The sequence below is a fragment of the Streptomyces sp. NPDC037203 genome, from assembly GCF_055605065.1.
The window spans coordinates 63,328-77,063 of sequence record NZ_JBVJUC010000001.1 but is presented as its reverse complement, the minus strand read 5'-3'; the positions used below and the strand labels follow the sequence as shown (position 1 = coordinate 77,063).

General features: G+C 70.9%; 12 protein-coding genes and 1 pseudogene. 10 read left to right on the top strand and 3 right to left on the bottom strand.

The features are described 5' to 3' along the window. Positions 1 to 1,063: 1,063 nt before the first annotated feature. Complete coding sequence (locus tag ACZ7EC_RS00390) at positions 1,064 to 1,807, top strand: serine hydrolase (RefSeq protein WP_471057747.1); 744 nt, start codon at positions 1,064 to 1,066, stop codon at positions 1,805 to 1,807. A 104-nt stretch (positions 1,808 to 1,911) separates the two neighbouring features. Then, complete coding sequence (locus ACZ7EC_RS00385; RefSeq protein ID WP_471055633.1) at positions 1,912 to 2,163, top strand: adenylyltransferase/cytidyltransferase family protein; 252 nt, start codon at positions 1,912 to 1,914, stop codon at positions 2,161 to 2,163. A 130-nt stretch (positions 2,164 to 2,293) separates the two neighbouring features. On the opposite strand, the gene ACZ7EC_RS00380 is transcribed toward ACZ7EC_RS00385, so the two are convergent. After that, positions 2,294 to 2,902, bottom strand: a complete 609-nt coding sequence (locus ACZ7EC_RS00380; protein WP_471055631.1) for a TetR/AcrR family transcriptional regulator — start codon at positions 2,900 to 2,902, stop codon at positions 2,294 to 2,296. 60 nt (positions 2,903 to 2,962) lie between these two features. On the opposite strand from ACZ7EC_RS00380, the gene ACZ7EC_RS00375 reads away from it, so the two are divergent. The 6 genes from ACZ7EC_RS00375 (at position 2,963) to ACZ7EC_RS00350 (ending at position 9,956) form a co-directional block, all read left to right on the top strand. Next, a complete protein-coding gene (locus tag ACZ7EC_RS00375) occupies positions 2,963 to 4,207 on the top strand; it encodes an FAD-dependent monooxygenase (protein WP_471055628.1) in 1,245 nt (414 codons plus the stop codon). A 125-nt stretch (positions 4,208 to 4,332) separates the two neighbouring features. Next, positions 4,333 to 4,722, top strand: a complete 390-nt coding sequence (locus ACZ7EC_RS00370) for a nuclear transport factor 2 family protein (protein ID WP_471055625.1) — start codon at positions 4,333 to 4,335, stop codon at positions 4,720 to 4,722. A 396-nt stretch (positions 4,723 to 5,118) separates the two neighbouring features. Continuing rightward, entirely contained in the window at positions 5,119 to 5,361 is a 243-nt protein-coding gene (locus ACZ7EC_RS00365; protein ID WP_471055622.1) for a hypothetical protein, read from the top strand. Positions 5,362 to 5,974: 613 nt separating this feature from the next. Further along, positions 5,975 to 6,934: a terpene synthase family protein gene (locus ACZ7EC_RS00360; protein WP_471055619.1), complete on the top strand. Its 960-nt coding sequence runs from the start codon at positions 5,975 to 5,977 to the stop codon at positions 6,932 to 6,934. 53 nt (positions 6,935 to 6,987) lie between these two features. Further along, positions 6,988 to 8,625 (top strand): prenyltransferase/squalene oxidase repeat-containing protein, encoded by a 1,638-nt coding sequence (locus ACZ7EC_RS00355; protein WP_471055616.1) that lies wholly within the window; start codon positions 6,988 to 6,990, stop codon positions 8,623 to 8,625. Between the two features lie 50 nt (positions 8,626 to 8,675). After that, positions 8,676 to 9,956 carry a wax ester/triacylglycerol synthase domain-containing protein gene (locus ACZ7EC_RS00350; protein WP_471055613.1) on the top strand — a complete coding sequence of 427 codons (1,281 nt, stop codon included), beginning with the start codon at positions 8,676 to 8,678 and terminating at the stop codon, positions 9,954 to 9,956. 568 nt (positions 9,957 to 10,524) lie between these two features. On the opposite strand, the pseudogene ACZ7EC_RS00345 reads toward ACZ7EC_RS00350, so the two are convergent. Beyond that, a pseudogene (locus ACZ7EC_RS00345) lies at positions 10,525 to 10,632 on the bottom strand (YibE/F family protein); the annotation flags it as partial. A 224-nt stretch (positions 10,633 to 10,856) separates the two neighbouring features. Then, entirely contained in the window at positions 10,857 to 11,579 is a 723-nt protein-coding gene (locus ACZ7EC_RS00340; protein ID WP_471055610.1) for a glycoside hydrolase family 16 protein, read from the bottom strand. A gap of 97 nt (positions 11,580 to 11,676) precedes the next feature. Here ACZ7EC_RS00340 and ACZ7EC_RS00335 point away from each other — a divergent pair, with 97 nt between their 5' ends. Further along, positions 11,677 to 12,261, top strand: coding sequence for a DUF1304 family protein (locus ACZ7EC_RS00335; protein WP_471055607.1), 585 nt, complete (start codon positions 11,677 to 11,679; stop codon positions 12,259 to 12,261). 396 nt (positions 12,262 to 12,657) lie between these two features. Beyond that, positions 12,658 to 13,731 carry a S1 family peptidase gene (locus tag ACZ7EC_RS00330; RefSeq protein WP_471055604.1) on the top strand — a complete coding sequence of 358 codons (1,074 nt, stop codon included), beginning with the start codon at positions 12,658 to 12,660 and terminating at the stop codon, positions 13,729 to 13,731. Positions 13,732 to 13,736 lie beyond the last annotated feature (5 nt).

Here is a 13,736-nt window from a genome sequence, read left to right as displayed (position 1 = left end):
TAAGGGGGACTCCTCTGCAGGTACGGCAAATGGAAGAATGAAAGGCAAGGAAAAGGGGAGAGGGCTTGCCGGCAGGAGTGCGCTGCTCCGCCCGAACCGGTCACCAGGCAGTGTGGGCATCTCATGCAAGCCGGGGAGGCCTCCGGGATCTCGCCTCAGGCCCCATCAAACCGGGGGCATACCTGCCTGTGAACCCCCGGACATTGCGTAATGCCTGAACGCGATGAAAGACCGTCCTGACCAGGGCCGTCCTTTGGTCCGTACTCCCAAGTGGCGCGTCCTGCGGGGCCGGTGCCCGTGGTCACGAAGCCCCCGGCCGGGCAGCGGGGGGCAGTTGTGGCTGCATCACCTCCGTCCACTGCTCGAGCCGGGTCGTCTGGCAGCCGGGGCATCGTCGCCCGATCACGCGCTCGGCGGTGGGAGGTCGGACTGCGCGGCAGAGTGCACACACCGGCGGCTTACCGTCTCGGCCTGGCCGGGTGGCCCGCCCGGCGGGCGCTGCCGGTAAAGATCCGGTGCTGCCCTCCTGCCCGGCGGGACGTACCGGGGACGCGCTTTTTCTCGGGTCAGTGCCGGGTTTCCAGGGACCGGTGATCAGCATGTCGCCAGTTCGCCGGGGTGCGCCACCTCACCCGTGACGTGATGGTCGGCGACGGCCACCGCCTGCCGGGCACACCGCTGCGCGCCGCCCAGGACGAAGCCGGTGTTCTGCCCGTCGTGTGGAAGGGCCGGGGCCTTGCCGCGCTCGGCCTGGCGGCCGGGGACGGGGTGAACGAGCGGCAGGCCGGGCTGCTCCTGGGTTCAGCCGGACGCGCGCGACCTCCTGTCCGGCTCCGCTACACCCCCTTGCCCAGGTCTGCCACCAAGCTGTTTTCCTTGACATCGGCTGTTGCGGCCGCCGGTCCTGGTTCCCGGACGAACGCGCCCGCTACTGCGTCGCCATGCACGACCTCGTGTGTCCGTCACGCCGACAGCGGAGACGCGCACGGTGAACACCTCTGCCCGGCGCGGTCGCCGGGTACCACGCTGAGCGGATGATCGAAGAGACGATTGACGAGGCGAACTGGACCTCCCCGAGCGAGTGGTGGTCTCGCCGGCCGAGGCGACGCCGGGCGGCCAGGGGCTGTGCATCACCGAGGACCCGGTGCAGATTTCGCTGCGGGATGTCGCCCGGCTGATGCTGACCATCAGCGACAACACCGCGACCGACGTGCTGATCCGCCGGGTCGGCATCGAACGGATCAGGGCGCGCCTCACCGGGCTCGGCTTCACCGGCTTCCACCTGCCGGGCACGATCCAGGACGAGTTCGACACCGCCGCCCGCGACGCCGGGTTCGCCGACTGGCGCGCGATGGCCGGAATGATCCGGGACGCCGCGTCGCCGCAGGAGGGCGAGGTGATATGGCGGCGGGTGCTGGCGTCGCCGGGGATGCGGCCGGGGCGGATCAGCAGTGCGACCGCCGACGACCTGGCCGCCCTGCTCCGCGCGGTCTGGCGGGCCGAGGCCGGCCCCGCCGAGGCGTGCGCCGATCTCCGCCGCACGATGGGACAGCAGCGGCTCACTCGGAGGATCGCCGCCGGTTTCGGGCCGGAAGTACTGGTCACGTCCAAGTCGGGAACCGTGCCGGGTGGCGTCAGCAACGACGTCGGCGTGGTCGCCTTTCCCGATGGGCGGCGGTACGCGATCGCCGTCCTCACCCGGTCGCTGACGCCCGGGACACCCACCCGTGAAGACATCCTCGGCACGGCGGCCCGGATGGCCCTGGACCACTTGCGCGCGCACGGAGCACCCCGCACTGGGCTCTGAGCCCCGCCGGTGCCCACCTGGCCGGGGCAACTACCGTCTCCTCCCGGCGGTTTGGCCGCCCTCGTGCTTCATACCGGGGCGGCCGCTTGTTACTGTCTCCGATCATGCGAGCCCTCTTCGCAGGATCTTTCGACCCGGTCACTCAAGGGCACGAGGACATACTCCGGCGCGCCGCCCTCCTGTTCGACGAGGTCGTCGTGTGCGTGATGTCCAACCCGAACAAGACCGGCCGCCACCCCGTCCCGATGGCCCGCATGAACCACGAACTGGCCGGAGTCGAAACGTTCTTCATCGCCGCGGACCCCGCCCTGGCCCACGTCTCCTCCACCCTTGTCACCGCGATGGGACAACGGTAGAGCGGCGCACCCTGGGCTCCGTCGGGCCGTTGACGCCCGCGACGGCGCTGCGGCCGTGCCGCCGGACAACGGCGACGGGCCGACGCCACGAAACCTTCACTCCCCGGCCGGCTCGCCCTGGCCCGGCGCCTCACGCCTGAAGCGGATTCGTGAAGCCGCGCAGCACGGCGAGAAGGTGGGCGCGGAGTTCGGTGGAGGTAGGTGGGGGCGCACTCGCGCCCGCCAGCCGGTCGAAGACGAGGCCGTCCAGGAAGGCCACGAACACCGGTGCCTGGGACGGTGGGTCGGACGCGCCCGCGGCGGTGAGCAGTTCTCGGGCCACGGCCCGGTGGGCCTTGCCCGCGGTGGCGAGGACGGTGTGCAGTTCGGGACGCCGCGTGGACTCCAGGGAGAGTTCGTAGCGCGCCAGCATGCGTTCGCGGCCGGCGGTGACCAGGTGTTCGACGAGGTCGGCGACGGCCGCGGCGATGGAGGCGAGGTCCGCCGGTTCCGTGATGGCCGGGCGCTCGGCCACATCGGCGAGATCGATCTCCGCCAGCCGGTCGACCGCCGCCCGCAGCAGCGCCTGCCGGGTGGGGAAATAGTACGAACACGTCCCCGCGGGTACCCCCGCCGTCTCTTCCACGGCGCGATGGGTCAGACCGCGCATCCCCGCCCGGGCCAGCGTGCTGATCGCCGCGTCGGCCAGTCGCAGCCGTCTTGTCGTGGGCTCGGCCACCGTGTCCCTTCCTCCCTGCACGTCGACACTCTACAGATGTAGCATTCCTGGCGACTGCTACAGATGTAGAGGAGGGGTGCGGTGACTGGAGGAGCGGCGCGTCCGAGTGGGGTCCCGGGCCGCGCGATCGTGGCCGGGGCGGGGATCGGCGGGCTGGCCGCGGCCGTGGCGCTTGCCCGGCACGGATGGCAGGTCGAGGTGTTGGAACGGGCCGCCGGATTCGGTGAGGCCGGATCGGGGCTTTCGGTGTGGCCCAACGGGGTCCGTGCGCTGGAGGCCCTGGGGTTGGGCGAGCGGGTCCGCGCGCGTGCCCTCGCGGAGACCCGGGCCGGCATCCGGGACGTCTCCGGCCGCTGGCTGTCGCGCACGGACACCGAGGAACTGGGGCGCCGCCACGGCCCGCTGGTGATGATCCACCGCGCCGACCTGTTCGACATCCTGCGCGCGGCCCTGCCCGAAGCGGCCCTGCGCGCCGGCACACGCGTAGACGCCGTCACGGACCGCGGCTCACACGTGGAGGTCCGGCACACCGGGGGAGTCTCGCGCGCCGATCTGCTCGTTGGGGCCGACGGCATTCGCAGCACCGTACGGAGCGCGCTCTGGCCGCAGGCCCCTTCGCCCCGCTACGCCGGGTACACGGCGTGGCGCACGATCGTCGACCTCGGCCGGCCGTTGCACGCGGGCGGAGAGACCTGGGGGCGCGGCGAACGCATCGGTGTGTCCCCCCTCGCCGACGGCCGCGTCTACCTCTTCGGCGTCGCCAACGCCCCCGAGGGGCAACACGGCCCCGACGGCGAACTGGCCGAGATGAGACGGCGCTTCGGCCGCTGGCACGACCCGGTGCCGGAGCTTCTGGCCGCCGCCACCGAGGACGCGGTGATGCGCCACGACATCTACGAACTGCCCCCGCTGGACACCTTCGTCCGCGGCCGGTGCGTGCTGCTAGGCGACGCCGCCCACGCCATGACACCCAATCTCGGGCAGGGCGCCAACCAGGCTTTGGAGGACGCCGTCACCCTGGCCGCGCTGCTGGCCGCCCACCCTGACGCGGACTCCGCCCTGGCCCGCTACGACCGTGAGCGCCGCGCCCGTACCCGGATGATCGCCCGGCGCTCCCGCCGGATCGGGGCCGTGGCCCAGTGCGGCCGTACCCCGGCCTGTCTCGCACGCGACCGACTGCTCCGCCTGACCCCGTCGTCGGCCATGCTGGCCGCGCTCGTCCCGGTCCTCGGCTGGCGGCCGCCGTCACCGGAGTCACGTCAGCCTTGGAACTCCTCACAGAACGGCTCGGAATGGGATGAGCCGGGTGGCGGTCGCTCGACCTAGCCACGGTCGACGGCTGCCGCCCTCCGATCCGGCAAACGGAGGACCTGGCCGTCCAGACCCGGCTTGCCCACAGTCGGCTGCGGCCCTGAGCGCCTAGGCTGTCACCGCTACGGAAGGGCGGTGCCATGGATGCTGACTCCCGGACCAGGGCCGCGATCGAAGAGCATTGGCGGGCCTCCGAACGAGGGGACACCAAAGCCGAGCACGCCATCTACGCCACGGACGCGATCCTGGACTACCCGCAGTCAGGCGAGCGGTTCCGGGGCCGGGCGGCGATCTCGGCGCAACGCGGCGGGCACCCCGCCGACCGACACTTCACCGTCCAGCGGATCACCGGCCATGCGAATCTGTGGGTGAGCGAATGCCTCATCACCTACGACGGTGTGCCGTCGCACTCGGTGAGCATCATGGAATTCGCCGACCAGCACGTGGTGCACGAGACGCAGTACTTCGCCGACACCTTCGGCGCCCCGGCCTGGCGGGCCGCGCTCGCGGAGCCGATGCCGGGGCGGTGACGCACCGGAAGCCTACGGGGCCGTGATCACTCGCGCCAAAGCATCGTCATTCCGAAGCCGCTCCGCCGACCTCACGCCGTATCCGTCGGAGCGGCGCAGCCTCCTCCATGTCGCGGGTGGGGGACGGGGCGCGGCATGCCCCACGCCCTGGGCGAGCGCCCGGAGCGCGGCGGTCTGGTCGATGGCCAGTGCGACGACGCCGGCCGTCGGTGCGGCCCCAGGATGGTGCCGGAGCGGCGAGAACGCACGAAGGCGTGCGCCGAATGGGTGACATCTCGCTCTGGGGGTGCACGTTCGAGTGTCTGAGGTGACCCTCAAAGGTGCGCTTCCTGGTCCGGGCCCCCCGTCGAGGCGCCGGGGCCTGGTGGACGCGCCGGATCCGAAAGGAGTTGCTGCATGAAGATCCGAATCGCACGCAGCCTCGCCGCCGGGCTCACGGCGACGATGCTGGCCACGGGGGCAGGGGTCGTAGCGTCAGGTACCGCCTCCGCGGCGCCGTCGACCATGACGGTGAGCCACGCCGCACCGACCGTCGGGAAGAAGTGCCACAAGGTCAAGGGTCACTACCGGACGGTCACGGCTCACGGCAAGACCAAGCGGGTCTGGGTCAAGCCCCACAAGGTCTGCACCAAGAAGTAGCTGCACGAGTTACGCCAGAGGTCCGTCCGGCGGCCCGCAGGCCGCCGGGCGGACCACCGCGGCACTGCATCACCGTCCGCGACAGCTCCCCACGGCCACCCGCGATCCCGACACCGGACCCCGACGACGCGGAAGACGGCTACAGCCGCAGAGGGACAGAGGCGCGCGCGATCCGGCCGAACCCTCGTCGCACGAGGCTGAGTTGAGCTTGGACAGGGCGATGGAATTCCCCGATTTGCTGAGGCAGCGCCGCTGACCACGCTCGAGTCCGAAGGAACGGGCGGCCCCCAGCGCTCCGCCACCAGGAGGCGCTGGACATCGTCGCGAAGCTGAATGTGGCCGGCTCCTCGCTTTGCCTGCATCTGGCTGACACGAGCCGGACGCTGCCGCCCGCGCGGCCGGCCTCCGATTCTTCTGGCCCGTGCCGGCGGGAATCCGTGGTCGCCCACGCCACCGCCGGCGGGACGGTGATGGCTGAACGGGACGCGGCTCGGCCGGATTTCCCCGGAGCGCCCAATGCGGAGAGCACCCCGTGCCGCCTTGTGCACCCCCCGGGCGGGTACATTTCCGAGTTCGCCACCCATCCTTGATCGGCCTCTGACAAGGTCGAAGTGTGACTGACAACTCATCGGCATCGGCGGCTCTCGGGACGGAGTTGATGCTGTCGTGGGCCTGGGAGACGGGCTTGGTGGTAGACGCCAGCGGGGAGCGGCGTCTTGCCTCGATGCGGTTGGACGTGCTGGCCGACGGTGCACTGCCGCACGCTGACGTCGCCGATGTGGCGCTGACGATGCAGTGGGCGGCGTTCATCTGCTGGGTGGACGATCAGATCGATCGGCGGGGCCCGGGATCGGTCCCGGATGAGCTGGAACGGTTCACCACGCCCCTGCGCGGGGCGCTTGTTTCCGACGCGGGGCCGCCTGCTGCCGCTCCCGCGCACGCGGTGGTGCTGGCCGGTCTGTGGGAGCGGACGGCCGCAGGGATGTCCGCCTGCTGGCGGGCTCGTTTCACCGCTGACTACACGGACTTCCTCGATGCCTGCGAGCAGGAGGTGGCGCTGCGACGGTCCGGGATGAGGCTGCCTCTGGCGGGCTATCTCGAACTACGGCGTCGCACCATCACCCTGCTGCCCATGCTGGATGTGCTGGAACGCACCGGCCGCGCCCCGTTGGTGGAGGATCCTCGGGTGAATGCCCGGTTGCAGGATCTGCGCCGGGCGGTGGCGGATGTCGCGGGCTGGGCGAACGACCTGGCCTCGGCGGCTGACGACGAGGCCGCCGGTCAGGACAACCTGGTGGCGCTCCTCGCCCGCCGGAACGGATGTTCGTCCCGTGAGGCCCGGCTACGGGCGGCCGCGATGATCGAGGAACGCCGCGCGGGCACGAGGGCCACTGCGGCGGCGCTGCGCGCAGAGTCCTACCTGCCGCGGGACCGGAGGCGGGCGCTGCGCCGCTACGTGGACCTGGTGGAGACATTCATGGCCGCCACCTTGCACTGGCTGGCCGTCACCGGACGCTTCACCTGCGCCCCGGAGCTGCCCACACCGCACCGGTCGCACGTGCCGCGGCCCTGACGGACGCGCCCGGCGACAGGCCCGCGGTCGACGACGCCCCAGGACGGACCCTGATGAGACTTGCCCCGATCACCGCCAGCACGCCCCGCTGGCCCAGCGTGGCGTTCCCTGCCGACCTCGCACCCGCCACCGCCCGGCTGCGCGCCCACCTCCTGTCCCGGATCGGCCCGGACGGGGCAGTCCGCGACCCCTGCCACAGCCGTGTCCTGGAATCCGCGTTGCTGTTCGCCCTACTGAACCGCACACAATCGGAACCCGCGGGCCGCAACCGCCTGGCCGCCTACCTCGCCGGATACCGCGACTCCTCGAACCCGCTGGATCGGCTGCTGGCCCGAGCCGCCCTCGACGGCCGCCCGGCTGCGGCGGACTTACCGGACATCGAGCTGTTCCTGCGCCAGGCACCGGACTTCACCGGGCCACGCAAACGCGCTCTCCTGCACACGGTCCTCGTCCTGCTCGGCGCCGCCCCCGACGCGGCAATGCCCGCCGCCGAAGCGTTCGACCTGCGCGGCCTGCACACCTGGGCGCGCGTCCAAGTCACCGCGGTCAAGGCCGTCCTCGCCCACGCCCACCGAAAGCCGCACCTGATCGACGCACACGACCTGGAACTCCTGCGCTCCACCCAGCGCCCGGGGTCGGTCTGGGAGGGCAACCTCCTCATCCACCTCTCGGTCCTGCACGCCCTGGCCCCCCTGTCCGGCCACCAGCACCTGATCACCGAAGGAATCGGCACCGCGCTGCAGTACCAACGCCCGGACGGCGGGATACCGTTCATCTGCGACGAGGACACCTGGCTCACTGCCACCGCCGGCCTTGCCCTGCACGCTGCCGGTGCCCCCGCCCCGGTCATCGACGCCATCGCCGAGCGCCTGCTCCGCCTCCAACAGCCCCGCGGCGGCTGGTCCTACACCGAACACGCCCAGCTCGCCGACGTGGACTGCACCTCCGCCGCCGTCGAACTCCTCCACGTGACCGGAGCGGACATCCACCGTGCAGCGGTCAGCCGCGCGGTCGGCGCCCTGCACGCTCTGCGCGGACCTGACAACGGCTTCCCCACCTACCGCGCCGGCGCACCCTCGGAAGCCTGCGTGACCGCGGCCGCCGTCAACGCTCTCAGCACCCAAGGCCATAACCAACACGCCGCGGTGGAAGCCTCCTTGCGTCACCTCGCTTCCCAGCAGCACCCCGACGGCTCCTTCCCGCCCGACTGGAGCAGCAGCCGCCTGCACACCGTCTTCCGCGCCACCCTCGCCGCCCTGCGCCACCCAAGCCACGCCACACCCGACAGCCCCGCGCAGCACATCACCCGACGCGCGACCCGGTTGGTGCTGGACACCCAGAACCCCGACGGCGGCTGGGGACAACAGCACGGCCACGCCAGCGACGCCCTCAGCACCGCCTACGCCCTGATCACCCTCAGCTCCCACACCGCCGAGCCGGGTCCCGCCGCCCGCGGCGCCGCCCACCTCCTCACCTGCCAACGAACCGACGGATCCATCGACAGCATCCCGGACTCCATCGGACCACGCCCGTTCGTCTTCACCGTCCCCGCCCTCGCCGACACCTTCGCACTCCTCGCCCTCGGACACCTCTCCCACCGTCTGGCGCCCGCCGCCGCCCGCACACCGTTACAGCCGCACTCGAACCTGGCACCCCGTCATCGCAGCGAGGCCGTGACCAACCGGCCATAGCTCCGCAACTGCCGCCCAGCGCCCATCCTGCCGTCCCGGAGGAGACCGCCGTGCCCACGCCTCCCCGCCCCACGCCCATGGATCTGACCATGCACACCATGGCCCGGGCGCAACCCGAGCTGTCCCTGACGATCGGTGCCTTCCTCCACCTGGAAGGCTCTGTCCCGCCTCTGGCGGACCTGCGCGCCCACATCAGCGCCCACCTTGCCCGGCTGCCCCGCCTCACCCACTACCTGAAGGGCCCGGGGCTGCGAGCCCGCTGGGCCCGCGACCCGAACCCCGATCTGCAACTCCGAGTCCACGAGCGGCAGATCGAGCCCGGTGAGGCGAGCCTCGACCTCGTGCGACAGGACCTGCTGACGCACCCGCTCCCCACCGACGGGCCGCCCTGGGACCTGTGGCTGCTGCACGGCCACGCCCCAGGCCGCTTCACCCTGTGCTATCGCGCCCACCACACCGCCCAGGACGGCAGCGGCTTCCTCCACACGCTCTACGAGCTGTTCGGCGCCGCCCCGGCGGACACCCCGGCCCGCGCCACCAGTGCGGCCCCGGCGCCCAGGGCACGAATCGGCGACTACGCCCGCACCCTCAAAGGGATGGTCGCCTCCGCCGCCTCCAACAACCTCTGGAACGATCCGGCCCGGCCACTGACCGGTGCTCGCCTCAGCTCGTGGGCCCACGCGCCCTCCGATGTCCTGCGCACCGCAGCTGCGGCACGCGGCGGCAGCACCAACGACGCCGTGCTGGCCGCTCTGGCAGCCGCGCTGGGCACCTGGAGCATCGAGCACTGGCCCCGCGGCGTCGGCCGACCGATGCCGGCCGTCATGATGGTCAACCTGCGCCGGCCCGAAGAGACCTACCTCCCCGGGAACCTCTTCACCTTCGCTCCCGTCCTCCTGCCCTGCCACGAAGCGACGGCGGCCGCCCGCCTGGACTCGGTCGTCGCCGCCACCCGGGAGTCGAAGAACCCCGCCCGGCGCGCAGCCATGCGCACGATCACGGACCACACCCCGGCGTGGGCCTTCCACACACTCGCCACCCAACTCACCGCCCCCGCCAGGGCGATCATCGACACCTCCTACGTCCCCCTCGGACCCCTGCAGTACCAGGGCACCCCAGTCTCCGACGTCGACCTGTTCACCTGGCTCCCCCGCAACCACCCCATCTCGTTCCTCACCTACAGCTACAACGGCACCACCAGCGCCTACTTCGTCACCGACCAAGCTCTCCCCGGTATCGACCGGCTCCCCGAGCTGTGGGCACAAGCCGCCATGCAGCTCGCAACGCCAGAGTCACCGTGCACGTCACCGACTGATCAGCCGTCGGGGTGAGATGTCCCAGGAACAGCAGCGGCCCGGCGGCGTCGACCTCGTGCGCCAGGCCCTGATCGCGGCTCTGGGAAGTGGATGTCGAGACACCGGGACCCGTGGGGCCAGGACGTCAAGCTGTGCAAGGTGTGCCGTCCCGAAGTGCCGGCGGCCCCGTAGCCCAGGTCACCTTGGCGCCTACGGCCCGATGCGCCCCTCGGAAGTGCTGGGCGGCCTGCGCCGCCGGGAGGTCGGCCTGGACAATCTGCGGATCAGGACCCGCCTTGCCGAACCCGAGCGGATGAACGGACGACGCGTCCGGGGGGCGACATGGAGTCGGAGGCTGGGAGCCCGACTGTGATTCTTCCCGCGTTTCCTCGCCGGGAGCTGCGCTGGCACCTGGAGTCGTACGCCGAGCCGGGGCCGGACGGGCGGGTCACCGAAGCGCGCTTGTCTTGTTTGCTTTCGACGAGTGCTTCCCCGGCATCGCCTGGCAGACGGTGTCGGCGGGTCGAGACCCTTGCCGCCCGCTCAACTGCCGTGGGGTTCCGCCTGCGGGCCGGGCCGGTCTGCCGAGACGACCAGGGGGCGAGAGCGGCAGCGCGGCGCCGGCGTAGGTGAGGACGAGGGTGTGGCCCGCGGAGGCGATGTGGTCACGGCCGATGCGGATACCCGCCCGGTAAAGCGCGCGCCGGCCCATCCTGGTGCAGTTGGCGTGTCTTTGCCGGCGCCGTGACGCGGATCGTGGCCTGGGGCAGGTGCCCGCGTCTGTGCATCGACAAACCGCTCGGCAGTGAACTCACCGAAGCAAGCTCACTGCCGAGGCTTCGAGGAAGCTGCGCGAAACGTTTCCGTGGACGGCGCCCGGCCAGGCCGGCGGTACGGTCTCGGCAATCCTCCGGTTCGGGTCCTGAAGCGGAGCCCTTACGGTTGGTACGGGGTGTACGTGATCGAGGAGACCTTCAGGTACCTCGCGCCGTCTGCTGTGGCCCATGTCGAGTCGTTGGGGTTGCCCGGCCAGTCGCCGCCGACGGCGGTGTCGACGATGAAGTGCATCCCGACACCCGGGGCGGTGGTATACCACTTGGTGCCGGTGATGGTGCCGTCCACGGCGAAGTCGATGTGATCGGGCCACCAGGTGAACGAGTACGTGTGGTACGCGTTGGTCCAGCCCGCAGAATTCGTCTTCGAGAACTGGGTCTGGGCGTTGTTGGAGTCGTGGGAGGTCTGGTAGACGGTGTTCGGGTTCTGGCCGACGATTTCGGCGGCATCGAACTCGGGCAGCCACGGATTCAGGTAGGCCGCCCATACCGCAGGCAGGAGGCCCTGGCCGCTCGGCATGTTCGCGGTGAAGCTGTAAGTGCCGTAGCCGTAGAGAGCTTTGGACTCCACGCGGCCCGAGTAGTACGTGCTGCCCGACCTGTAGGTCTTGATGACGAGGGTGTTGCCCTCGTACCACACGCAGCCGGGGGTGTAGGTCTCCAGCTCGTTGTTGGCGGTCCACCGTCCGTTGATGGTGTTCCACGAGTTGATGGTCTGGGGGGCTCCCCAGGACGCCGCGTGGGCTTGCTGTCCAAGGAGAAGCAGTGACAGCGCCGCCAGGGCGGCAACTATCAGGCGTCCCGGCCTGGGAAGTGCAGATGACATCGCGGTTCCCTTGCTCGGATGACATGGGGCGGGGGAGCGGTCCCACGCTCCCTCTAGCGCCGGACTCTAGAAGTCCGTTTAATGTTTGACAAGATGCGTGACACCGATCGCTTCATGGCTTCCAGAGTTGAAGCCTCCAGGTGCCGCGCCCCCGCTTGAAAGTAACTGGATACAGGGCTTTGCCCCTCTCCAGCACGCGTCGCGACCGGGGCCCTCCGCTTATCAAGGGCTGTATAACGGCTTCCTCGCCGCCGACCTGGTGTGGGGTGCGGTGGCGTCCGATCCGGTGGGTTCCCAGGCGAAGGTGTTCCTGGTGTGCGTGGCCGTGGCAATCGTGTCCGGGCGCTCCGCGATCGACCGCTCCCACGGCGCTCCGAGCGTTGGGGAGGTTCTCAACCGGGCCGCCGGGAGTGGGCGGCCCGCCGGACGCCGGTCAGCCGCCGGCTCCGAGTTGTCCGGCGCCGATCTCGCCGACGGCACCCCGGTCCCACCCGCGATCACACCATCGCCGAGCAGGCGAACAACTCGTGGGCGGCGGCTACTGCGGCACCAGCCTGGTCATCCCACACCGCCGAAAGCTGTGACTGCCCAGGTCGGGGTGACGGTACCGGCCAGCGCCTTCTGCAGGTCGATGAGGCTCATGTCCGCCATGGCGGTGTCGGGCCGTTCAGACAAAAGCTGACTGCCACATCAGGTCTGCGTCCCGTCACCGTCCAGCCAAGAACGTCCCAAATCGACGGCTCGAGTTCCGGGTACCGGACACAAGCGGTGCTTGTCGGTCACTCGCGCGTGTGCGAAGCGTGTGCAGGGACCCTGTGGTGCCGACTGTGCGTTGCATCGCGCGGCACCTGGCTTGGCCTGACGGACGGTGACGTGAGCCGACGAACTCGGCTCGCAGTCGAAGCGCCGTACCGGGCGGGCGGCTTGAATCCTTCCTTGTTTGCGCAAGGAGCGCGTTGCCATACTCGTCGGCGCTTGGCATGGGCACGCCCCCTTCGGCTCGTGGCGTCTCCGTGCCGTGCCTCCCTCCGGCCCCGGCCCTCCGAGCGGACGGGGCAACCCCCACTGGAGGCTCCACATGAAGAAACGCCGTACAACCGTCGCCACCTGCACCCTCAGCGGAGCGAGTGCGCTGGCGCTCTCCGCAGGCGCACTCGTGCTCCCAGGCGCCGGGACGGCCGCCGCAGCCCCGGCCGACGCTCCTCCAGCCGCCCGCGCTCAGGCAACCGCCGCACTCCTGGCCCACCTCGGCGACCATGCGGCCGGCTCCTACTACGACGCCTCGGCCCACCACTTCGTCGTCAACGTCACCGACCCGTCCGCCGCGGCCCAGGTCCGCGCCGCCGGAGCGGTTGCCAGAACCGTGCGCTTCTCCACCACCCAGCTCCGTTCCGTCACCACAGCCTTGGCCCGACGGACCCGGATCGCGGGCACCGCCTGGGAGATCGACCCCCGCCGGGACAAGGTCGTGGTGACCGTCGATCCCACCGTCACGGGGGCGAAGCGCACCCGGCTCGACGCCGTGACCAGGGCGCTGGGGGACGAGGTCCTCGTACGCCGGGCGGCCTCTCCCTTCAAGCCGCTGATCGCGGGCGGCGACGCCATCTGGGGCAGTGACGTGCGCTGCTCCCTGGGGTTCAACGTCTCGGTCGACGGCTCGCCCTACTTCCTGACCGCCGGTCACTGCGGCAACGCCGCCTCCAGCTGGTCCGACTCCCAGGGCGGCGGCGAGATTGCCCAGACCGTCGACTCCCACTTCCCGGACACCGACTACGCCCTCGCCCAGTACGACGATCCGGGCAGCGACCACCCGAGCGCTGTCGACCTCTACGACGGCAGCTCTCAGCAGATCACCCACGCCGCTGACGCCTACGTGGGCGAACAGGTCCAGCGCAGCGGCAGCACCACCGGTGTGTACGGCGGTACAGTCACCGGCCTCGACGCGACCGTCAACTACCAGGAGGGATCGGTCTTCGGCCTGATCGACACCACTGTCTGCGCCGAGCCCGGCGACAGCGGCGGCGCGCTCTTCGACGGGGACGCGGCGATCGGGCTGACCTCCGGCGGCAGCGGCGACTGTTCCTCCGGCGGCGAGACCTTCTTCCAGCCGGTGCCGGCAGCGCTAAGCGCCGAGGGCGCCACCATTCCGTAACCGGT